Here is a 22,833-nt window from a genome sequence, read left to right on the forward strand (position 1 = left end):
GGTAGGAAAAATGGAACCTGACTGTTTTATTTACATGCACTCTTTCTATTTTTATAGACAGCAGCTCCTACCTTCTCTCTTTTCCTGAAGTTAAAATTTTGTTATGAAGGCGTCGATATATTTGATCGTACGTGGGAACTGAAACTTGAAGCGATGATGCCAAATGAACGACAGCCCCTACAAATGTTTCGAGCTCAACTCGACGTCCCCTGGAATAGTCCAGCTCCATAGAGGATCGCGTCCCCGAAGGGAAAGACCGGGCTTGGGCAAGAGAGCGATCTACAATATCTTCAGGGAGAGAAATATTTTTCTTCTGGGCTAATTTATGAAGCTCCTCCATAAGTTCGCGGAGTGTCTGCTTTAAGTAGGGATCGGACAATACCTCCCCGAATGTTTTTTCAACCAACGTAGTTATGGCCGCCATAGGACTCATAAAAATAAATTTTGTCCATACCGCTTCTTCCACATGAGGCGTCAGTTCAAAAGAGATACCTGCCTCTTTCATTACACTTTCAAGCTCTCCATATCGTTCAACCCTTCCATCGAGAGGGCCTGCCACCATTTTACAACTGCCCCCTACCTGACGTACCTCTCCAGGCGCCGATATATACGCAGAAATATATACGCATCCGTTGAAGAAGACCCCTTTTAAACTCGCTTTCTCCAAGAGATGCGGATTATCGATGCCATTTCCCACAGGAATAAGCAATGTGCGGTCATGACAAAGAGAATGAACTGTTTCGGCCATATTGAAGAGATCATACCCCTTCACCGCAAAAAAGATTACATCCACAGGGCCAATGTCCACAGGAGACGAAGAAACCATATGGGGAATTGCACGGAACGTATCAGAGGGGGTCTTAACAATCAATCCTTCTTTTTTAATTTGCGTCATATGCTCTCCACGGCAAAGGAAAGAAACTCTATGTTGTTGCGACTTTCCATAGGCTGAAGCCAACCGCCCCCCAAAATATCCACCAACACCACCAAGACCCGCAATACAAAAATCCACGAAGCTCCCCTCCTCTTCTCTTCTCTGATGAAAATTATTTTGAATCAAGTCTATTGTAATGGACAGAGACTTTTTTGCGGGCTATAATCTTGTTGCAAATAAGGAATATATAATATAGGAGGTAGTTATAGTTGAACAAAAAGATCCGCTTTTTATGTTTGTATCTTGCGGTTTTAGGGCTTTTTTCCCTTGGGAAAGTACGCGCTCATGCTGCGGATGGGCAACTTTTTTTTAAAGGATCCTCTACGCTGGCCCCTGTTGTTTCTCAAATATCCAAGCAATTTATAGAGAAATATGAAACTTGGGATAAAGTGGATTCCTCCTTACCAAATACAAAAATTGAAATTTTCGTATCAGGCGGCGGTTCTGGAGAAGGAGTAAAGGCGATTCTTGATGGCACCAGCAATTTGGGCATGACAGCTCGAGCAGTATCGGAAGAAGAGAAAAAATCTGTGGGAGATTATCACGAGTTCCATCTTGGGACAGATGCTCTTACAATTTCGGTCCATCCTGATAACAAGGTACATGAGATCAAGCCCAACCTCACTAAAGAAGAGTTAGTCAAGATATTCAGTGGCGAGTATAAATATTGGAATGATTTGGATTCCAGCCTTCCTAAAGATGAAATCGTTATTGTAATTCGAGATATTGGCGGTGGCGCTCATGAGGTGTTCCAGAAAACTGTCATGGGAAAAGTAGACGTAACTCCCAATGCCATACAGGCACCTTCCATGGGAGCACTTGTAACAAAAGTTATAGAGAATAAAAACGCTATTGGATATGCTTCCTTCGGAATGGTCAATATGAATAAAGGGAAAATCATTCCCCTTAAAGTAGATGGTGTTGAACCCACTGCTGAAAACATTCTCAACGGCTCCTACACTATAGCTCGACCTCTTCTTATAATAAAGAAAGGTGCCATGAGCGCTAATGAAAAAGCTTTTGTAGACAGTCTTCTCTCTGAAGAAGGAATGGCTGTTGTAGAACAAATGGGCTTCGTACCGGCCCAATAGCGATTAATAAACGTTATATTAAAGAGGCCGGAGACATTGTTCTCCGGCCTCTTTTGTTAATGATACACAAATTTTTAGCATATCTGGCTCGGAAACATAATTTAGGAGGTTCTTGCTTGTGAAAAACTCTTCTTATCTTTTCGTCGAGGAGGATAAAAGAGGGAGGTTTTTTGTAATAATATGTAAAGGAGTGACTCTCCTTTCTGTCTCCCTTTTATTTTTTATGTTCCTTTTCATAGCAAAAGAAAGCCTGATATTTTTTCAAAATACCCCTCTACGGGCCTTTCTTACAGGGCAACGTTGGAATCCACTTGCTACGCCTCCAGCTTTTGGTCTAGCGCCAATGATTGCAGCTACTGTTTATGTTTCAGTGCTGGCCACCGTCATAGCTTTCCCTATCGGAGTAGGAGTTGCTATATTTCTTTCTGTACTAGCAGGTAATAAACTCCCAAACATCTGTCTTCCGCTTATTGACCTTATGGCTGGAATCCCTTCTGTAGTATACGGATTCGCAGGGCTTTTAATCATCGTAAAATTTTTTGAGACCCACTTCTCTTTCTCGTCTGGAGAATCAATATTGGCAGGAGGGATTCTTTTGTCTGTTATGATTTTGCCCTACATTATCTCTACATGTCACGAATCTGCAACAAAAATTCTTCGCCGCTACAAACACGTTTCTACTGCCCTTGGAGTCTCCCGTTGGCATATGATCCGGTATTTGCTCTTACCCTCCATGTCTAAGGCCCTTTTTTCTGCTCTGATTCTTTCTTTTTCCAGAGCTATGGGAGAAACGATGGCCGTCATGATGGTGATAGGGAACAGTCCCATTTTTCCCAAGCTTCTTCATAAAGCACAAACAATTCCCGGCCTTATCGCTCTGGAAATGGGGGGAGCCCACGTTGGAAGCCCACATTATCGTGCTCTTTTCGCCGCTGGATTCGTACTCATGTTCGTTTTGTTTGTTTTTAATACCCTGTTTTTCATAATCGAAAAAAGTCTCGAAGGAGATGCGTAATGAATAGATTCCGTCGTTACCGGGGAATTCGAATTTGGCTTTTCATAAGTATATGCCTGACCTTCGCATCACTGGCCATTATTCTAGGCTATATATTCATTCATGGAATTAACGAGCTTTCCATCCAGTTTCTGCTGGGAACACCCCAAGGATTCCCTCTTGGGATAGAGGGGGGAATTTGGCCTGCCATTATGGGAAGTCTCGGTTTTACAAGCATTGCTTGCCTTTTCGGATCCATACTTGCCATTCCTACAGCTATTTGGCTGGTTTTTTACAATAAAAATCTTTGCATTACCAGTCTTTGTCACTTTTTTATTCACTCTATGGCAGGAGTACCTTCTATTATTTTGGGGCTCTTTGGGTACGCTTTTTTCGTAGTTACTCTCAAGTTAGGCGTATCGCTTCTTTCAGGGGGACTTATTCTCGGTGTTATGATCTTTCCTTTTATAGAGGTCCGCGTTGAGAAATCTTTTCGGGAATTTCCTCCTCAACTTGTCCAAGCTTCATTAGCATTAGGCGTTACAAGGACCTGGACTCTTTTCCGCCTTGTTTTCCCTGCAAGTTTAGGAGATATAGCTAGCGCCATCGCTTTGGGGGGTAGTTTTGCCATGGGAGCTACAGCACCTATACTCTTTACTGGAGCAGTCCTCTTCGCCCCTGTGCCTCGTAGTCTTTTCTCTCCTGCCATGGCTTTACCTAATCATCTTTATATTCTTGTAGGACAAGGAATCTCTTTAAGCAAAGCTTATGGGACCGCTCTCGTCCTTATCATTATCCTGTTAGCCTTAAATAGTGTGCCCATCTTTATAAGAATGCACAGAAAGGAAGGATAGCAAATGGATCCTATTCTTGAAACCCGCAACCTATCTGTATCCTTTGGAGGGAAGGTTATATTGAAAGGAATAAACGTTTCTATCCCTCCTCGCCAGATTACAGCCATTATTGGCCCTTCAGGGTGCGGAAAATCTACTTTTCTAAAAAGTTTGAATCGACTTATTAGCGAGGAGGAAGATGCCATTATAGAAGGACACGTTTTACTCGATGGAGAAAATATTCTCTCACTACAACCTGAAAAGGTTCGCCAAAGAATTGGTATGGTTTTTCAAGCACCAACACCTTTTCCCCTCTCCATATTCGATAATATGGCCTATCCTCTTCGATATTATGGATATAAAAAAGAGAATATTCATACTATCATTATAGAAAAGCTAAAAATAGCGGGGCTTTATGAAGAGGTACAAAATAATCTTTCTATGAAAGCAACTCTCCTCTCCGGAGGACAACAGCAGCGATTGTGTATCGCAAGAGCTCTCACCGTAGAGCCGGAAATCCTGCTTCTTGATGAGCCATGCTCTGCTTTGGATATAAAAAATACTCTGAACATAGAAACTATGCTCGCAAAGCTCTGTGAACACTATACGATTATTATCGTAACTCATAATCTATTCCAAGCGCGACGATTAGCTCATAAAACTCTCTTCATGCTCGATGGAGAAATAGTAGAAGAAGGCTGTACCTCGACTATTTTTAGTCAGCCTCAGGATGAACGGACAGCTGAATATATTTCGGGGATTTACGGCTAAAGACAGCCCATAGCTTACATTTCTCCCACGACAATAATTATTGGAATGAAGTGCTATAATTTTTATTGGCGATGGCGTTCCGCCTCAAACCGCTGTTTTATAGCTGATGACGCCTACTCTATCAAAATATTGAGGGGGAACGATTTTCGTGAAAGAATTGTTTTTACTTGCTTTAGCGGGAGGAATGGGGGCACTTTCCCGTTACTTTGTTTCGTCGTGGATTACTAACCGTATTGCTGCTCATCCATTGCCGTGGGGAACATTCATAGTTAATGTTCTCGGCTGTTTTTTATTTGGGATACTTTGGATTTTAGCTCGGGAGCGTTCAATCATTTCTCCTAAAAGCGCCTTTTACATCTTAACAGGATTTATAGGCTCTTTCACAACTTTTTCAACTTTTACCTTCGAAGTTTTTTTGCTCTTTCAGCAATTGAAGATCCACCTTGCTTTCCTATATCTTATAGGAAGTCAAATTATAGGCCTTGTTGCTGCATGGGCAGGCATAATGTTTGGGAGGACAATACCACTATAAATTGTTTTGATAGCACAGCCCAAAACAAGACATCGTTTATGGCAAGGACGATATCTCTATACATTGTTGTGGTGAGGGAGCGATTTTTTTGAGAAAACATATTATAAATATTTTAAAAAGGGCTCGAGGAACATACGTTTCAGGGCAAGCTCTCTGTGAGGATCTCGGGGTGAGCCGCACGGCCATATGGAAACACATTCAGCAACTGCGGGCGGAGGGGTATGAAATAGACTCCTCTTCCCGTAAAGGCTATCGTCTTATACATGTTCCAGACCTTCTCAACTCTTACGAAATAGAACCTCTCCTGATCACAACCCATCTCGGTCACCCTATTTTGCACTATAAGGAGCTGGATTCCACTAACATCGAGGCTCGGAAACTAGCTCACGAGGGAGCAACACACGGAAGCGTTGTCGTGGCGGAGCACCAAACTACAGGACGCGGTCGTTCTGGCCGAGGATGGTTTTCCGCACCTGGTACATCCATCCAAATGTCTCTCATCCTTCGTCCAGATCTAGCTCCGTCTCTAGCCGCTTCCGTCACTCAGGTAGGAGCTGCTGCTGTAGCTACGGCTCTTCAGAAATTAGGGTTGTCTCCGCAAATCAAGTGGCCCAACGATATCCTTTTATCGAAGCGCAAGGTATGTGGCATTCTCACTGAAATGAGCTGCGAGCTCGACCATATTGAACATATCATTATTGGCATAGGAATAAATGTTAACACTCCCTTTTTTCCAAGAGACATTCGTTCTGTTGCTACATCGGTACAGATAGAAAAAGGCACCCCATGTGATCGTAAAAGCCTCATGGCCGCTATTCTCAACACCTTTGAGCCCCTCTATCAGGGTTTTCTTGAAGGACATCCCTATCCTGCCTATCTGCGCATCTGTCGGGAGCTTTCTATTCTCATCGGAGAGGAAATTACATATGAAAGCCCTCAGGGAGTCACCACTGCCACTGCAATAGACATCGATTCGTCAGGCCATCTTGTTGTGCGCCATAAAGATGGCTCTACCGAAGCTCTTCTCTCTGGAGAAGTCCATTTGGGGACAGGGTCGTATCGTGAACCCTAGCCGAGAGCCCGGCGGAAGTAATCATCTTTAAATCTTCCTCTATCGATCGTCCAGTTGTCGTAAGATAATCACCTGTGAGAAGGCCATTTATTCCGCCGTGGAGTCCCTCTACCACGTGGACACCAAGGGCCTTTCGCCCCCCTGCATAACGAAGGGTAACGTGGGGGAGAAGGAAACGAATAAGAGCTCCCGATAGTAGTATTTCGTGCACTTGAGGAATGCGGCAATTCTGAAGAGGAGTTCCTGGAATAGGGGTGAGAATATTCAAGGGGAACGAGACAGCCCCTGCCTGAGCAACAAGAGACGCCATTTCGAGACGATCTTGAAGTGTCTCTCCCAACCCCATAATCCCTCCTGAACAAAGCTCAAGACCTGCTCGGCGAGCACAAGAGAGGGTTTTCAACTTATCTTCTATAGTATGGGTAGAACAAATAGAGGGGAAAAAGTTCGGTCCAGTTTCCAAATTACAGTGATATCGGCTTACTCCAGCTGAAGCTAGTTGACGAGCCTGTTTCTCAGTAATAAGGCCATGAGACCCACAGAGACGCAACGATGTTTTTGAAGCAAGCCCTTCATATATTCGACAGAGATGGTCCATATCTTCAACAGAAAGACAACGACCACTTGTAACAAGGGAAAAACGATGAACGCCCTTCGCTTCGCACTGTTGAGCTTCATAAAGAGCCTCGGGAAAAGAAATAAGGGGTTTCGGAGCGCAATGTGTATTCCACCAAGCCGACTGAGCGCAGAAAGCGCAATCCTCACTACATCGACCAGACCTGGCATTCAAAATAGAACAAAGTTCCACACCTGTACCAGCATATTTTTGTTTCACAGTATCAGCGGCTTCTAAAATCTCTTTAAGGGGAACTGTCTCCGCCCAAGAAAAAAGTTTTTTCAATGGTATTGATATAGTACCTGTGCGACGAATATACTCATATATTGACTCCATAACACATCCGCTCCAATTCTGCAGGCGATTGGGCGTTTACGAAATGTAACGCCAGACATGCGTCCATCCACGTCTTAATGCACTATAAACGAAGGCATCTTTATATGTCAACCATATCTAAAAAATAGATGACAATTCTCTTTAAAACCTTTTTTATGGGGGAATGGAAAGGATATAATAGAGGGTGGAGGAGACTCCCCGGGAATGCCCCCGAATTTGCATCCCCGGGGCTGCAGCCGTCCCCGAACCATAATAACAGTATCCTATGAGAATGGAAGGGGAAAAAATGGACACGGAAGGGAAACTTATTATTCTTGCAGATGCAGCTAAATACGATGTATCATGTTCTTCCAGCGGAAGCCAACGTAAAAATCCGTCAGGAATAGGCAACGCTAGCCTTGGAGGAATATGTCATTCGTGGACTGCTGATGGCCGGTGTGTCTCCCTTCTGAAAGTTCTTTTCTCAAACGATTGTATCTATGACTGTGCCTATTGTGTAAATCGACGAAGTGTCGACCGCCCACGAGCTACGTTCACTCCAGAGGAGCTTGCCGGACTCACCATTAATTTTTATCGCCGTAATTATATTGAAGGTCTATTCTTGAGCTCTGGCGTGTATAAATCTCCTAACCATACAATGGAGTATTTGCTTCAAACACTTTTGCTTCTTCGACAAAAGTATAGATTCGGTGGATATATACACACAAAGGTGATTCCAGGTTCTGATCCAGCGCTCGTTGACGCTGTTGGACAATACACTGATCGCATGAGCGTCAATATTGAACTCCCCACAGAAAAAAGCCTTACATTGCTCGCTCCCCAGAAAAGCAAAGAGTCGATCTTGCGTCCTATGAAACACCTCACGAAACGCATTGAAGAAAATCAACTGGAAAAGCCAACATGGCGTGGCAGGAAAGCCCCTCTTTTCGTTCCGGCAGGACAGAGTACACAGCTTATTGTAGGGGCAACCCCAGAAGATGATCTTACTGTCCTTCGTCTTTCTGAAAACCTTTACTCTCACTACAACCTCAAGCGAGTATATTATTCTGCCTATGTTCCGGTCTCTGATAACCCATTGCTTCCAGCGCTATCAACACCCCCCTTGCGGAGAGAGAACAGGCTGTACCAAGCTGATTGGCTACTTCGCTTCTATCGCTTCAAAGCCAGTGAGCTTCTTGATGAAAAGAGGCCCTATTTTGATCTGGATCTCGATCCCAAAACAGATTGGGCGCTGCGGAACCTCCAATTTTTCCCTGTAGAGATCAACAAAGCTTCGTACGAGCAGCTTCTTCGAGTTCCAGGCATTGGCGTAAAATCCGCCAAGAAAATTGTTGTTGCGAGAAAAAACAATATCATCTCTTTTGAGTTACTCTCCCGCCTCGGAGTCGTTATAAAGCGAGCTCAGTATTTTATTACATGCAATGGAGTATTTCGCGGAGATAAAACTATGGATGAGACAAGACTCCGCCACCACTTTTTAGCAGAGCGAAGTAAATTCACATCGTATGGACAGCAGCTCTTCCTCTTTGAATCATGATCATTTACAGTTACGATAGTACTTTTGATGGTCTTTTATGCACTATTTTTGAAGCTTCTTTAAGGCAGCTTCGGCCAGAGAACATTATCAGAAGGTTTCAAGAGCGAGAGCAACAAAACCTTTTCCAGACTATTCATGTGGACACTCGCCCTAAAATAGCAGGAGCTGTTTATACTTTATTGAAGGAGCGAGGAGGACAGGAAGCTCTCACAACTGCATATTATGCCTTCCACGGAGAATTTCCTCAGATAGATATGGCCATTTTTAATTATTTGGAGATGGTTTGGAAAAGAGGGAAAGAAGCTCAAACTCTATTTTCTAATGAAAGTGTTCTGCAAACACTTGACGCACAAAGGAGAGTATCGAGAGAGCGTCATATGTTTTGCGGCATTTTGCGTTTCAAAGATCTCGGAGGCATTTTTTACGCCCCTATCGCCCCGGAACACTATATATTGCCTCTACTAGGTAACCACTTCGCTCACAGAATGGCTGATCAAAATTGGGTCATTCACGACACGGGGAGAGGCAAGGCATTGATTTACGATCAGCGATGTTGGTACGAAACGGACTTTCATCTCCAAAAATCTCTCAATATCCCACAAAGCGAGAAAGAGTATCAAAAGCTCTGGAAAACCTTTTTCAACAGCGTTACTATAACATCCCGAAGGAACAAAGGACTCCAGAAAAGGAATATGCCAATGAAGTACTGGCGCTACCTTACAGAAATGGATGACTCCATCTCTCTTACGCCCCCTCGCTTTACTGATCCGAAAGACAACAAAGATTAATGGCGATGAGTTTTAGCTATATCGATAGCTATAAAAGAAAGATTATGGGCATGGTCTCCAATTCTTTCCAAGTTACTTAAAATATCGATGAAAATAACACCTGCAGACGGCTGGCATTCCCCTCGGTTCAATCTCCTGATATGGCTTTTCCGAAGAGATTTCTCTTTTCTATCCACCTCTACCTCTAACACGTCTATCACTTCATGAGCTTTATTTATATCTTCTTCTGCCACCGATTCGAGACTGAGGGTTACGGAACGGAAGACCGTATCGAACATATCTTCAAACTCCGACAAGGCTACAGGAGAAAAATCCAGACGATGTTCCACCTTATACTCGTATAGTTCTATTAAATTTTGGCAGTGGTCGCCAACTCTTTCTATGTCGCTAATTCCATTCACATAAGAAGAAAGAACTGTGGAAAGATCACTTGGCAAGCCTTCTTGCCATATTTCCGCAGCATATTTTGCGATAGCATGGGTAAGCTCATTCAATATTTTTTCCGATTCATTTACCTCTTCGACCATCTTTGAATCGTTCTCAAGAAAAGCTTTTTTTACCCCCTGTAACATAGAAAGAGCCACAACCCCCATACGAGCAATTTCTTTTTTAATAGCATCTACAGCTGCCGCAGGTGATGCCACAACAAGCTTGGGATCCAAATATTGAGGCCCAACCCGTATTCCATTATCCTTAGTGGGAACCATCTTTTGAATAACTTTTACAAAAGGCGAAGTAAAGGGGAGGAAAAGAAGTGTATTAACAACATTAAAAAGAGTGTGGGCATTGGCAAGTTGTCGGGCAATTTCCGATGATGTAAGAACTACCGCCGCCTTGAAAATTGGTAAAAATAGCACGAAAATAAATACCCCGATAAGGTTAAACATCACATGAGCCGCTGCCGCTTGTTTTGCAGACCTATTAGACCCTAAAGACGCGATAACAGCCGTTATAGTCGTACCTATATTATCTCCAAGAAGAATAGGAATTGCCGCATCAAGAGTTAGAAGTCCCTGGCTTGCCATGGCAATGGTAAGACCAATGGTAGCAGAGCTTGCCTGAACAACCATAGTAACTAAAGTTCCTACTAAAACACCTAAAAGGGGATTATGACCAAAAAGCAAGAAGAGGTCTTTTCGACCCTGAAGAAAGGACATTGCACTTTCCATAGTCTGCATTCCTAAAAAAAGGAGACCAAAACCTACCAGTCCATTCCCAATATACTTTCGCCGTTTAGATTTGCCAAAAACGGCAAGGATCATGCCTATCCCAATAACCGGGAGAGCAAAACTTTTAAACTTAAAGGCAATAATCTGGGCTGTTACAGTCGTCCCTATGTTAGCTCCCATAATAACCCCTACTGCCTGTTTCAGGGTCATTAAACCTGCATGAACAAAACTTACAGTCATAACCGTTGTTCCGCTACTACTTTGAATAAGTATTGTCACTAATGTCCCAATAAGAACGCCTCGAACTGGTGTGCTGGTAAGCGAGCCAATCAACTTGCGTAATCTGTCTCCTGCCAAATCTTGCAAGGCATCGCTCATAAGCTTAATTCCAAACAGAAAAAGCCCAACACCACCCAGAACTTGAAATATGCTTGAGAGTGGCACCTGTACAATCCCCCCGGATAATAGAAATATAAAAACGCCCTACATACAAAAATTTGCTTTAAGCGCTTAACTTTAAACGTACTTTATAATCTCTCTTTATTGTATAAGTGATCGATTTCCTTCCACAATTGCAAGCATTTCATTGTGAATGAACCCGTTACTACAGAGAATATCCTGATTTCCAAGCCCCTGAATAGAATTGCCACTCCAATCTGTTACAAGCCCTCCAGCTTCCTCAAGAAGGAGGATTCCCCCATAAAAATCCCAAGGTTTCAGATCCATTTCAAGATAGCTATCAAGCCTTCCACAAGCTACATAAGCAACATCCAGAGAGGCCGCTCCTCTCCGACGCACGTCATGACACTGCTCATAGACTTTCATTACAAGAGAAATTTCTTTTTTCCCGAGCTCTTTATTGTAAGCAGTTCCGAAACCGACAAGACTTTCTGAAAGAGTTGATGTTGTCGAAACATGAATAGGTGTACCATTTAAAAAAGCCCCTTTTCCTCTCACAGCAGAAAAAAACTCTTCATTAATGGGATCGTAAATATAACTCCTTTGAACAGTTCCCCTCTCAACATATGCTAGAGAAATGGCGAAAGCAGGATAGTTATGATAAAAATTTACCGTTCCATCGATAGGGTCAAGCACAAATGCCTTATTGCAAAGTTGAGCTTTATCGCGAGACAATGACGATTCTTCAGCTACAATAACACTTTCCGGGGAAAGCTTTTGGAGATAACTAACTATAAATCGCTCTACTTCTATATCCGTCGCCGTTGTATAGTCTGATAACGATCTTCGACGAGCAATATATGTACTTTTTCGTTCTTTAATAATATCTCCCGCCTCTTTCAATAAAGAGATCAAAGATGCGGATAAAACGTCAATAACCAAAGTATATCTCCTTTTTACCTAGAGTTTCTTCTACTTTTCTATATAAAGGGAAACTCTTTTACCATAATTTTTTTTCGCTTTTTTTAAATATTCTGTTACTGTCTCAAAAGGCAAATTTCCATCGGCTGCAAGAGCCGTTATCTCGTCACCAATTTGTTGCCAAAAAATATGACTTTTTAAGCCTCTCTTTTCTTCCTCTTCTTTAGGAATCATGGAGTATAGACATTGATGTTCTCTCTCTTCTAGAAGATCAGAAATTATTATCTTCCACATGCTATACACACCGTTGCCCCCTTGTTTCTTTAATCCGTTTATATCAAAAAACACAAACAACCTTGATCATATACCGAACCATACGTAAATGGAAGGGTCCATTCATAACTCAGGGAATGTTTTCTTGACTAAATTATTGTACAGTGTTACTATTTGCCCTATTATGCTCACACACCCTACGGAATAAAGAGCTTCACGCTCACGAAGGGAGGTGGCTGAAGGGTTTTAAAAAATCGAACAACAGAAAAGGAAGGAATTGGGCATTACATATTCTATACTTCACAGTGATTTCATTACGACTGTTGTGATTTGAACTTCAGCGAACGGATATCCTCTTTTCTGTGTTGTATGACATTCCCCTTGTTTAATATTATTGGTTATTGCTTATTATTAAGCCTTCACTTTAAACAAATAAGTGGGGATCCTTTCTTCCGTACTTGAAAGTACCTGCCCTATTTTCCCACCGATTTATACATTCATTATCCATTAGAAGGAGTGGATACATTTGAAAAAAAACTTTTTAGAGAAATCCATACTTATAGGCACATGCATGGTGATTGCCCTTAGTCTTGGAGCCTCACCATTACGAGCCGAAGAAGAGGAAGTAACTTTCATTGACTTCAGCTGGGATAGCGTACAAATACACAATCGAATAGCTGGTTATATCATAACGTATGGATATGGGAAAGACACTGATTATATGTTTGCTGAATCCCTCCCAGGACTTCTTGGCATCGAACGGGGTGACGCTCATATCACTATGGAGCTTTGGGCAGATAATATCCACGAATGGTGGCAAGAAGCACAGAGAGAAGGGAAAGTTGTATCTCTCGGAGAAAATTTCCCTGATGCCCCACAAGGGTGGTACGTACCTACTTATGTAATCAAAGGGGACAAAGCCCGCAAGTTACAACCTGTAGCTCCCCTTCTGAAAAACGTAAAAGACCTTCCCAAATATTGGAAGTTATTTAGAGATCCGGAGGAACCATCGAAAGGACGATTTTACAATGGCCCCGCAGGATGGAAAGTACATTGCATTAATCTCGATAAGTTAAAAGCTTACAATCTTTACAAAACGTATGAAGCTTTTGATCCCGGTTCTCAGACAGCACTTGCATCAGCCATCGCTTCAGCCTACGAGAAAGGGGAACCAGTTTTGGCCTATTACTGGGAACCCACAGCAATTATGGGCAAATATTCCATGACAAAGCTAGAGGAACCTCCATACAATAAAAAAACATGGGAAACCACTCGAAAATGTGCTTTCCCTTCGGTAAAAGTTTTGATTTTAGCAAACTCCCAATTTGCTCTATCCAACCCTGATATTGCAGAATTTTTAAAGAGATATCAAACAACTATCGGTCAAAATAATAGGGCTCTAGCTTACATGAGAGATACAGGCGCTACTGTTACGGAAACAGCAATCTGGTTTTTAAAAACATATTCGAGCGTTTGGAAGGAATGGGTTCAAGATAAAAAAATAATTAAAAAAATTGAAACAGCCCTCGAAAAAGGGGATACATTAGAATGAAGGAGAGTCAAAACGACGGGAACCAAGAAATAATCCTTGAAATAAAAGACTTGTGGAAAGTTTATACACAAAATGACATGAATATAGATGTAACAAACAAAAATCTGATTGATCAACTTGACGAATCAGAAGATGCTGTAGTAGCCATACGGGGAGTATCTCTCGCTGTTAGGCGAGGAGAGGTCTTCGTAATTATGGGCCTTTCAGGCAGCGGAAAATCTACATTGATCCGATGTATTCTTCGCCTCATTGAACCTACATCTGGGGAAATAACGGTGAACGGCCAAAAAGTTACTGCTCTTTCGCAAAAAGAACTTATCGAATTTCGACGGAAGCAAATAGCCATGGTCTTTCAGCATTATGGATTATTACCCCATAAAACAATACTCCAAAATGTGGCTTTTGGGTTAAAACTACAGGGTATTCAAGTAAAAGAGAGGGCTGAACGTTCTCGCACCGCCTTGAATCATGTCGGATTAGAAGGATGGGGAAACTATTATCCCCAATCTCTAAGCGGAGGCATGAGGCAGCGGGTGGGTATAGCTCGAGCCCTCGTGATGGATTCCCCTATTTTGCTTATGGATGAACCTTTTAGCGGTCTAGACCCCCTCATAAGAAGAGAAATGCAAGATGAACTTGCTCGCCTCCAACAAGAGCTCCATAAAACCATCTTTTTCGTAACGCATGATTTGGATGAAGCCATACAACTTGGAGACAGAATGGCTATTATGAAAAATGGGACAATTGTCCAAACAGGTTGTCCCACCCATATTCTTGCAAATCCAGCTGATAATTATGTCGCACGATTTGTTCAGGACAAACGGCATCAGTTGGAAATAGCCAATGGAGGGCCTTTTTAAATAGAAAATGATATCAACGAAATATAAAAAGGAAGGGGAGAAAAACCATATTTCCGGAAACACTTGAATTTCATATCGCAGATTACGTAAATAATGGAGTGGACTATCTTCTTGAAAAGTTAGCCCCTACCTTCGACAGTATCGCCAACGGCATTTTAGAGGTACTTCTAGGAATAGAAAACTTGTTAAGCGCAATCCCTTGGTGGGGCTATGTGTTCCTCGTAGGCTTCTTAGCTTGGAAAGCTACAAAACGTTTATGCTCAACGATCATTTTACCCATGTCTATCCTGATTATAGGAGTCTTTGGATTATGGGAACTTGCTATAGGAACACTCTCCATCGTCGTTGCAGCAGTAATTTTAGCACTTTTGATGGGAGTCCCCCTGGGGATACTCATAGCAAAAGTTCACTGTGTAGGGCCTATTTTTCATCCTATTTTGGATGCCATGCAAACGATGCCAAGTTTTGTTTATCTCATTCCAACCATGATGTTTTTTGGTTTGGGGAAAGTCCCAGCTGTACTGGCCACCCTTATCTATTCTCTACCGCCAGTAATACGCTTAACAGCTCTCGGGCTCAAACAAGTTCCCAAACCAGCTCAAGAAGCGGCTATCGCGTATGGAGCGACATCGTGGCAATTGCTAAAAGAGGTGCAACTTCCGCTAGCTATGCCCACTATTATGGCTGGAGTTAACCAAACAACAATGATGGCGTTGTCTATGGTGGTTGTAGCCTCAATGATCGGTGCTCAAGGGTTGGGACAGGAGGTTCTTCTTTCTATTAACCGCATTGATATGGGACGTGGTTTCGAAGCAGGAATCAGCATCGTCATTATGGCTATTGCCATAGATAGGATCACCCAGGGTTTTGCTCGTCACCTGGATCCGACGAAACGTTAAACGTTAAAGGATCTTTAAATAAACAACTTTTCGAGAAGGGGCTGTACAGCCCCTTCTTTTGTACTGATATAATATAAAAAATAATAAGTTGGAATGTATTATCTAAAGTTAAGGAGAGATCTCAGCAGATATGGTAAAAAGCTTCTACCCGTGGCAAATAGAGGCATATGAAAAAATACGGGAAGAAAATGCCGTTCTTTCTGCCCCTACAGGGGCAGGCAAAACTCTTGTTGCCTATCTTTGGTCTGGACTCCTTGATAAAGAAGGGAACCCGCAAATTCCCGATATATCAAGGGTCATATTTACAGCTCCTATAAAAGCATTGAGCAATGAAAGATATATGGACCTTCGACGTATGGGATTCGATGTGGGGATCGAAACTGGCGACTTCAAAAGAAACGAAGAGGCCCCTATTATTTGCTGCACTCAGGAAATCTATACCCTAAAATATACAAAGACTCCTCATCAAAAATTGATTATTGACGAGTTTCACTATATTTTTGAGGATCCAGACCGGGCGCGGACCTATATAGACGGCATTCGAGAAACGGCTCCCACTACCTCAATTCTCGTCATGTCCGCAACCTTCAGTGAACCGGGAGCTATCGGAAGGTATTTAGAGTCTATTACTGAGCGTTCTTTTGTGGTTTACCAGGGGGAAGAACGGGCTACAGAGTTGATTTATACCCCTAAAAAACCTGCTCAAATCTACAACATACATGATGCCCTCGTCTTTGTTTTCTCTCAGCGAGGAGCCATGGATCTAGCTTACTCCATTGCAAGAACTCGTCGCCGCATTCCTAAAGATCAACGAACTCGACTCTATGAGCTGGCTACGATTCTTGATGTCCCCAAGGTCCAAATGCCTCTCTTGTGCGGGGTAGGAATCTATCATGGAAGTATGCTTCCCAAAGAGAAGCTTCTTGTAGAGTCCGCTTTTCGCGAACGTATTCTCGATGTAGTTGTGGGAACTAATGCTCTAGCTCTTGGTGTCAACCTGCCAGCAGAAAGCGTTATTTTTGCCCAGCTCGTGCAGTTTCATGACAATGCGCCTATCAGCAAAAACGCATTTTTACAGATGGCCGGGCGGGCAGGACGAAAAGGCCTCTTTGAAACAGGATATGTAACATGGCTTTCTCAATCTCCTTGCGAGCATCGAGGCTATGAGACAGGGGACGTTTTTAAGGAATTGCTCCATATTGACCCAGAAGCAGCTTCAGTCTCTTTACGCCCAGCGTGGGGGCAACTTCTCCGCCGAGAAATACATATTAACGATGAGGCAGATTATATTAGTAAATATTCTCTCCCTCCTATGGATCCGGCCATTCTTAGAGGGGAACTCCGCCAAGGACTGCAACGTATAGATCGGGCTCTGCGACGAATGGTACGTCCCCAGCACCGGAAACGATTTAGAACCCTTTTGGCAGAAATTTGGTACGAAGAAATGAGCGCTGATGAAAATCTGGAAATGGCAAGACTCTTTTTTGCAGAAGAAAAGCCAGAAGCTCTTTTTGCCGCTCAACTTATCGCTCCTTATGAACGAAATTATCTTCAATCTCTTTTAAAAATTAAACGGTATGCCAATCATCTTCCCCCGGGATATTCTTTCCGCAGCATGAGGGAATTAAATCAGACAGTCGATGATATTGATCCTACAATTTATGGTTTTGAAGAGAAAATCAACGAAATCGAAGGATCCTTACGAGGAGACGAACCTCCTTCGTTATAAAACAGGCGAAGAAGTTCTTCTATATTTTTATAAACTCGTTTTTTATAGACCCCCAGTCATCTTTTTGGATGACTGGGGGTCTATTTTTGTTCAGTTATTTTTAAACATCGTTACAGATATAAATAGATTGAATCTCAAAATCTTAATATTCCCATTTTCTTTATTCTCGAATTTAGGGCATAAAAATTTATTGGTATACTAGTTTGAGATAAATAAAAGATAAAAACTATTAGCCTCCTCTTTAGGTGATGACAAAAAATATTTTTTGTTTTATAAATATCATGTAAACATGCTTAAACACTAGTTTTTTTATCTCGCTATACATTCTAATTACAGACCTGTATAAGAAACTAAAAAATCTTTTTTATTGGTGGTATGCCAGATGAAGAATAATAGTTTAGCTTTATCTGTATATCAAAAAATAAAAACCTCCATCCTCTCTCTCGAATACCCCCCTGAAGCTATTCTCCAAGAGCGAGTTCTTGCAGACTCTTTAGGGGTAAGTCGCACTCCCGTTCGTGAAGCTCTTCATCGTCTTTCTCAGGAAGGATGGTTAAAAATTCATGCCCGAAAAAATATTCAGGTTCGTTCTGTCTCAGTGGAAGACCTCAAAGAAGTCTTCCAGGTTCGACGCACTCTTGAAACAGCTATGCTAAATCTTATTTTCAATGCAAAACTCCACCGACAGGCAGCCGATGTTATGAGCGAACATATTTCACAGATGAAAGACTCCATGGACAACCTGTACTCTTTCATATCTTCAGACCAAAACTTTCATTCAGCGAATTTCTCGGTTTTTGGGAATGTTCGATTCCAAAAATTTTGGAATGCTATCAGCGAAGAAATGATATGGCTTGGAGTCATGGCTATGGCCGCAGGGAAAGAGCGTTTTCCCAGAGTCCTTGCTGATCATTCTGTTTTTTGCAGTGCTGTTCGAAATGGACAGAGGCGGGAAGCCAAAAAAGCCCTACTGGCACATCTCGACGATACAGAATTGATTCTCCATAAGCGCATGGTAGCTATGGATCAAGCTCTATATGACAAAAAAATGTCCTAATCCAGAAAGGAGGAAAAGGAAAAGCTCATGAATTTTCATAGTATTGCTTTAAGAGATAACGGAAGGTTTGAAGAAATTTGCCTCGAATGGGACCTTTGTGTAGCCATTGGTTATGCTGGTCGGGATCAAGCCGGTGTTATGGCCCACGTAGAGGAGTTGAGAAAAATTGGCGTCCCTGCACCAGAAAAAACTCCAAGTATGTACTGGATCGATCCGGAACGTATAACCACTAATACCATTTTATGGGTGGTAGGAAATGGCTGTTCTGGTGAAGTAGAATTTTTTGTTGCTGCAGATAAGGGCGGCAACCTCTTTATGACAGTTGCCAGCGATCATACAGATCGGGCATTGGAGACCGTCTCTGTTTCAAAGGCCAAGCAAGCCTGCAGCAAGGTGATTGGAAACGTTTTTTGGAAAATGAGCGATATTCGCCCTCATTGGGATGAAATAGAGCTACGATCTTGGGTTCGAAAAACACCACAAGAAGAGGAGTATCTTTATCAGGAGGGAACCCTCGCGAGCCTTCTGATACCAGAACGACTTCTAGAACTGGCAACAGAAGATAAACCTTATCCCGGGAAATTTTCCTATTTCAGTGGAACGTTACCTCTCAAAGGCGAAATCTGTTACGAAGGCGATTTCAGAATGGAACTGAATGATCCCGTCCTAAAGCGGTCTATAAGCCATACGTACACTGTTCGTAGGTTGCCAGATCGGAATTAAGGAGGAGTGCCTATGCTCAGAATTGGAATGCTGCAGCTTGATATAAAAATAGGGGACAGAGAAGCCAATCGCCTTAATATACAAAAATGGTTAGAACGGACTCTTACCCCAACGGAGATTCCGACAGCTATTGTCCTTCCAGAGATATGGGACGTAGGTTACGCATTGGAACAAGCTGAAGAGCTTGCAGACCCTGAGGGGAAAGGAGCCGCACATTTTCTTGGTGAGTTAGCACGCACATATAATGTGTGGTTTGTAGGAGGGTCTGTCCTAGCCAAGAGTGGGAATAGGTTCGTTAACCGCGCCCAAGTTATTTCTCCGGAAGGTGAACTTATTGCTTTTTACGATAAGGTACATCTTATCGGCCTTATGGGCGAAGATACATATCTGGCCCCAGGCAAAAAATCTTGCCTCTTCTCCATCGATGGGACAAAAGCTGGGTGTGTTATTTGTTACGATATCCGCTTTTGTGAATGGCTTCGAACCTATGCCGTTAATGGAGCCGAAGTACTTTTCGTTAGTGCAGAATGGCCTACTGTGCGTATTGACCACTGGGAAAATATCCTTCAAACAAGAGCCATCGAAAATCAGATGTACGTTGTGGCATGTAACCGTGTGGGGACATCAAAAGGGACCCTTTTTGGTGGATCCTCTATGGTGATTGATCCTTGGGGACAGGTTGTATATAAAGCAGGAGACGGAGAAGAAGCTGGCTTCGTCACTATTGACACGAAGAAAGTTGAAGAGATACGCACCTATATGCCCATCTTTAAAGATAGAGTCCCTGAAATCTATCTGAAATAACATGGGAGGCACAAGCAGGAGCGGCACTATGCCCACTGTTTTTATATCCATATTGTGAGGGGGTACGTAAAAGTGAAGAAAATTGTAGCAATGTTAGCAGTAACGATGTTGTTCGTTCTTTCCGGTACTTCTATGGCAGCAGTGGAGTTGAAATTTGCCCATGGAGGAAGCCTTGAACACCAATATCAGATTGGCGCAGAATATTTTAAGAAATTAGTTGAAGAAAGATCTAATGGAGAAATTAAAGTAAATATTTTCCCGCAAGGACAGTTAGGAGGCAGTGAACGTGAACTTCTTGAAGGGGTTCGCATGGGAACGATCGAAATAGTTTCTATTGCTGCCGGAGGAGCTCTTCCAAGCTTCGTACCAGAGTTTCAGGTTCTGGGGATTCCCTACCTCTTCCAATCTAGAGAGCAAGTCTATGCCGTCCTTGATGGTGAGGTTGGAGATGAACTCGGTGCCCTTATGTTGGGGAAAGGCTTCCAGAATCTTGCTTTCTGGGAAGTTGGTTTCCGTAACTTCACAAACAACATTCGACCTATTGAAAAACCAGAGGATATAAAAGGTCTAAAAATCCGCGTTCAGGAATCAAAAAGCTGGATGGAGTTTATTAAAATGCTCGGTGGTATCCCCACACCTATTTCTTTCGGTGAACTCTATAGCGCCCTTCAGCAGAAAGTAGTGGACGGACAAGAGAACCCCATCGCTACTATTTATTCCATGAAATATTATGAGGTTCAAAAATATCTTACATTAGATGGCCATACATATGAGGCTGCAGCTATTATTGCTAACCCCAAATGGTTCAGTTCTCTCTCTGAAGAGCATCAGAAAATTATTAAAGATGCTGCCAGAGATGCAGCTACGTACCAACGAGAAAAACTTTTTGAGATGGATCAGGAACGCCTGGATTCCATACGCAAAGCTGGTGTAGAGATAGTAGAGAACCCCGATAAGGAGGCTTTTGCCCAAGCAACAGCAGACCTTTACAAAGTTCTCGATAACGTTCCTGAAGAACTCATCAACAAGATTAAGGATGCTGCGGCGAAGGTAAAATAGCTTTTATCAGGTGAGGGCTTTTGCCCTCACCCTTTCCCATTTTGCGCTCGTCGTCGCGCTAGAGAGGTGACCTCTATTGAAAAAGATCGAGCAACTTTTTTCTGTATTAACTGGCATCAGCCTTGTTGTTCTATTCCTCGTCACTTTTGCACAGGTGATCCAACGTTATGTATTTCAGATGCCCATGCCATGGGCAACTGATGTTATTCGTATTTTTTTCGTCTATTCCGTTTTTTTTGGCATGGCTGTAGGGCTCTTTAAGAAATCACACCTCAACATCGATGTGCTTTTACAGGTTTTCCCTTCGAAAACCCGCCCTTATTTCGACCTGATCTCTAATGTGGTGATTTTTATCTTTTTGGCATGTTTGCTTCGCTACAGCATTCCCTTTATGCAAGCGAACGCTGATCAATACACTCCATACCTCATGTTTCCTATGAGTTATGTTTATGCAGTCATTCCGATTACTGTATTGAGTATGCTTGTTTTTCTTGTTATCGATTCCTTTCAAATTGTGGGTGGCTTCTTCAAGCACGCCCCCAAGGCTTAGGAGGGGTAAACTATGGGTTGGATTCTTGGTCTTTTTGCCATATTTCTTGTGGGGATCCCCATCTCCTTCTCTTTGGGCTTCGTCACGCTTGTAGGGTTGCTCGGAACATCTTTACCTTTAGAGGTTATTGTGCAGCGAATGTTCACAGGGGTGGATAATTTTGCCTTCATCGCTATTCCCCTCTTTATTCTCGCTGGAGATCTTATGGCTGCTGGAGGAATATCGAAGAGACTTACTAACTTCTCTGAATCTCTTGTGGGACATTGGCCAGGCGGGTTAGGTATGGTGACTATCGTAGCCTCTATGATCTTTGCTGCCGTTACCGGATCCGCTATCGCTGCCACTGCTGCCATCGGCGGCATTCTTATATCGGAAATGGTTAATAAAAACTACTCTCCGTCATACTCAGCAGCTCTTGTCGCCACAGCAGGATCCATAGGCCCCATTATTCCACCAAGCATTCCCCTAGTCGTCTATGGTGTTATTGTTAGTGCTTCTATCGCCAAACTCTTTATGGGCGGTATTATTCCTGGCATTTTAATGGGCATTTTCCTTATGATATCCAATTACTTTATTAGCAGGCAGCGAGGATATCAAGGGAGCAAAACCCGAGCTACTGCCACAGAGCGCCGAGCTGGACTTAAAGATGCTATTTTAGCCTTGCTCATGCCCATTATTATCATTGGAGGTATTATTGGCGGCATCTTTACTCCAACAGAATCAGCAGCAGTAGCCGTTGCTTATGCCCTCATCGTCGGTGGATTAGTTTATAGAGAGCTTTCATGGAGAAAAATATGGAAAGCTTTCGTGAATGCCGCTATTATGAACGGTATTATCTTGACGGTGCTTATGACTGCAAATCTTTTTATATGGTTCATGACCGTAAAAATGGTTCCTCAAGAGGTAGCAGCAACACTTATGTCTCTTGTACACAGTAAATGGGGAGCCCTTTTCATCATTAATATAGTATTGCTTATCGCAGGGACCTTTATTGATACAACGAGTGCGCTGACTATTTTTGTGCCACTATTCCTTCCTATAGTCAAAGCCTTCAACATCGACTTAATACACTTTGGAGTGGTTGTGGCTGTAAACCTCACTATTGGAATGTGTACTCCACCACTTGGCGTGTGCCTTTTTGTGGCATGTGGTATTGCAAAAATAACTATACGGGAGATGCTTAAAGATCTTTGTATTTTGCTCATACCTTTATTGATACTGCTGGCACTCATCACGTATATTCCAGCTACTGTTACGTGGCTACCTAACATTCTCGGACTTTAAGGATTCTTCTTCGGAGGGAAGGGGGATAATATCTCCCTTCCCTCCGTTCA

At 42.7% G+C, this 22,833-nt stretch carries 23 protein-coding genes and 1 riboswitch; of the genes, 18 read left to right on the forward strand and 5 right to left on the reverse strand.

Annotated elements, in window-relative coordinates; all coding sequences use genetic code 11:
• Positions 1-67: 67 nt before the first annotated feature.
• Positions 68-1,012 (reverse strand): ketopantoate reductase family protein, encoded by a 945-nt coding sequence (locus tag B3L97_RS00885; protein ID WP_286933156.1) that lies wholly within the window; start codon positions 1,010-1,012, stop codon positions 68-70.
• Positions 1,013-1,143: 131 nt separating this feature from the next.
• Between B3L97_RS00885 and B3L97_RS00890 the strand changes: the two genes are divergently transcribed.
• The 6 genes from B3L97_RS00890 (at position 1,144) to B3L97_RS00915 (ending at position 6,227) form a co-directional block, all read left to right on the forward strand.
• Complete coding sequence (locus tag B3L97_RS00890) at positions 1,144-2,025, forward strand: phosphate ABC transporter substrate-binding protein (protein WP_286933159.1); 882 nt, start codon at positions 1,144-1,146, stop codon at positions 2,023-2,025.
• Positions 2,026-2,143: 118 nt separating this feature from the next.
• Positions 2,144-3,040 carry a phosphate ABC transporter permease subunit PstC gene (pstC, locus tag B3L97_RS00895; protein ID WP_286933161.1) on the forward strand — a complete coding sequence of 299 codons (897 nt, stop codon included), beginning with the start codon at positions 2,144-2,146 and terminating at the stop codon, positions 3,038-3,040.
• A complete protein-coding gene (locus B3L97_RS00900; protein ID WP_286933164.1) occupies positions 3,040-3,873 on the forward strand; it encodes a PstA family ABC transporter permease in 834 nt (277 codons plus the stop codon). Before pstC ends, B3L97_RS00900 begins: the two co-directional genes overlap by 1 nt.
• Positions 3,874-3,933: 60 nt before the next feature.
• Positions 3,934-4,623, forward strand: coding sequence for a phosphate ABC transporter ATP-binding protein (locus tag B3L97_RS00905; protein ID WP_286933165.1), 690 nt, complete (start codon positions 3,934-3,936; stop codon positions 4,621-4,623).
• A 58-nt stretch (positions 4,624-4,681) separates the two neighbouring features.
• A riboswitch (Fluoride riboswitch) is annotated at positions 4,682-4,746 on the forward strand.
• A 25-nt stretch (positions 4,747-4,771) separates the two neighbouring features.
• The gene (crcB, locus tag B3L97_RS00910) at positions 4,772-5,155 is read left to right on the forward strand and encodes a fluoride efflux transporter CrcB (protein WP_286933167.1); all 384 of its coding nucleotides are present in this window, start codon (positions 4,772-4,774) and stop codon (positions 5,153-5,155) included.
• Between the two features lie 88 nt (positions 5,156-5,243).
• Complete coding sequence (locus B3L97_RS00915) at positions 5,244-6,227, forward strand: biotin--[acetyl-CoA-carboxylase] ligase (protein WP_286933168.1); 984 nt, start codon at positions 5,244-5,246, stop codon at positions 6,225-6,227.
• Here B3L97_RS00915 and bioB read toward each other — a convergent pair.
• Positions 6,166-7,179, reverse strand: coding sequence for a biotin synthase BioB (gene bioB, locus B3L97_RS00920; protein WP_286933171.1), 1,014 nt, complete (start codon positions 7,177-7,179; stop codon positions 6,166-6,168). The genes B3L97_RS00915 and bioB overlap by 62 nt on opposite strands.
• Positions 7,180-7,465: 286 nt before the next feature.
• Here bioB and B3L97_RS00925 point away from each other — a divergent pair, with 286 nt between their 5' ends.
• Positions 7,466-8,716: a putative DNA modification/repair radical SAM protein gene (locus B3L97_RS00925; protein ID WP_286933172.1), complete on the forward strand. Its 1,251-nt coding sequence runs from the start codon at positions 7,466-7,468 to the stop codon at positions 8,714-8,716.
• Positions 8,713-9,504: a TIGR03915 family putative DNA repair protein gene (locus B3L97_RS00930; RefSeq protein WP_286933173.1), complete on the forward strand. Its 792-nt coding sequence runs from the start codon at positions 8,713-8,715 to the stop codon at positions 9,502-9,504. The genes B3L97_RS00925 and B3L97_RS00930 overlap by 4 nt, the downstream gene beginning before the upstream one ends.
• Here the strand turns inward: B3L97_RS00930 and B3L97_RS00935 are convergent.
• From B3L97_RS00935 to B3L97_RS00945, 3 genes are all read right to left on the reverse strand, one after another.
• Entirely contained in the window at positions 9,501-11,117 is a 1,617-nt protein-coding gene (locus B3L97_RS00935) for a Na/Pi cotransporter family protein (RefSeq protein ID WP_286933175.1), read from the reverse strand. The genes B3L97_RS00930 and B3L97_RS00935 overlap by 4 nt on opposite strands.
• A 96-nt stretch (positions 11,118-11,213) precedes the next feature.
• Positions 11,214-12,014: an inositol monophosphatase family protein gene (locus B3L97_RS00940; RefSeq protein WP_286933177.1), complete on the reverse strand. Its 801-nt coding sequence runs from the start codon at positions 12,012-12,014 to the stop codon at positions 11,214-11,216.
• Between the two features lie 30 nt (positions 12,015-12,044).
• Positions 12,045-12,296, reverse strand: a complete 252-nt coding sequence (locus tag B3L97_RS00945; RefSeq protein WP_286933180.1) for a hypothetical protein — start codon at positions 12,294-12,296, stop codon at positions 12,045-12,047.
• 496 nt (positions 12,297-12,792) lie between these two features.
• On the opposite strand from B3L97_RS00945, the gene B3L97_RS00950 reads away from it, so the two are divergent.
• The 10 genes from B3L97_RS00950 to B3L97_RS00995 all read left to right on the forward strand — a co-directional run bounded on the left by B3L97_RS00950 (position 12,793) and on the right by B3L97_RS00995 (position 22,783).
• Positions 12,793-13,818 carry an ABC transporter substrate-binding protein gene (locus tag B3L97_RS00950; RefSeq protein ID WP_286933182.1) on the forward strand — a complete coding sequence of 342 codons (1,026 nt, stop codon included), beginning with the start codon at positions 12,793-12,795 and terminating at the stop codon, positions 13,816-13,818.
• Positions 13,815-14,678 carry a betaine/proline/choline family ABC transporter ATP-binding protein gene (locus tag B3L97_RS00955; RefSeq protein ID WP_286933185.1) on the forward strand — a complete coding sequence of 288 codons (864 nt, stop codon included), beginning with the start codon at positions 13,815-13,817 and terminating at the stop codon, positions 14,676-14,678. Before B3L97_RS00950 ends, B3L97_RS00955 begins: the two co-directional genes overlap by 4 nt.
• Positions 14,679-14,725: 47 nt before the next feature.
• Positions 14,726-15,577 (forward strand): ABC transporter permease, encoded by an 852-nt coding sequence (locus B3L97_RS00960; RefSeq protein WP_334103968.1) that lies wholly within the window; start codon positions 14,726-14,728, stop codon positions 15,575-15,577.
• A 130-nt stretch (positions 15,578-15,707) separates the two neighbouring features.
• On the forward strand, positions 15,708-17,306 hold the full coding sequence (locus B3L97_RS00965; protein ID WP_286933188.1) for a DEAD/DEAH box helicase: 1,599 nt from the start codon (positions 15,708-15,710) through the stop codon (positions 17,304-17,306).
• Positions 17,307-17,688: 382 nt separating this feature from the next.
• On the forward strand, positions 17,689-18,363 hold the full coding sequence (locus B3L97_RS00970) for a GntR family transcriptional regulator (RefSeq protein ID WP_024821228.1): 675 nt from the start codon (positions 17,689-17,691) through the stop codon (positions 18,361-18,363).
• A gap of 27 nt (positions 18,364-18,390) precedes the next feature.
• Positions 18,391-19,086, forward strand: coding sequence for a DUF2848 family protein (locus B3L97_RS00975; protein ID WP_024821229.1), 696 nt, complete (start codon positions 18,391-18,393; stop codon positions 19,084-19,086).
• Positions 19,087-19,098: 12 nt separating this feature from the next.
• The gene (locus B3L97_RS00980; protein ID WP_024821230.1) at positions 19,099-19,890 is read left to right on the forward strand and encodes a carbon-nitrogen family hydrolase; all 792 of its coding nucleotides are present in this window, start codon (positions 19,099-19,101) and stop codon (positions 19,888-19,890) included.
• A gap of 72 nt (positions 19,891-19,962) precedes the next feature.
• Positions 19,963-20,949, forward strand: a complete 987-nt coding sequence (locus B3L97_RS00985) for a DctP family TRAP transporter solute-binding subunit (RefSeq protein ID WP_286933190.1) — start codon at positions 19,963-19,965, stop codon at positions 20,947-20,949.
• Between the two features lie 76 nt (positions 20,950-21,025).
• The gene (locus B3L97_RS00990) at positions 21,026-21,499 is read left to right on the forward strand and encodes a TRAP transporter small permease (protein ID WP_286847758.1); all 474 of its coding nucleotides are present in this window, start codon (positions 21,026-21,028) and stop codon (positions 21,497-21,499) included.
• A 12-nt stretch (positions 21,500-21,511) separates the two neighbouring features.
• The gene (locus B3L97_RS00995; RefSeq protein ID WP_286847757.1) at positions 21,512-22,783 is read left to right on the forward strand and encodes a TRAP transporter large permease; all 1,272 of its coding nucleotides are present in this window, start codon (positions 21,512-21,514) and stop codon (positions 22,781-22,783) included.
• Positions 22,784-22,833 lie beyond the last annotated feature (50 nt).

The sequence above is a fragment of the Aminobacterium sp. UBA4834 genome (assembly GCF_002400205.1).
Lineage (GTDB): Bacteria > Synergistota > Synergistia > Synergistales > Aminobacteriaceae > Aminobacterium > Aminobacterium mobile.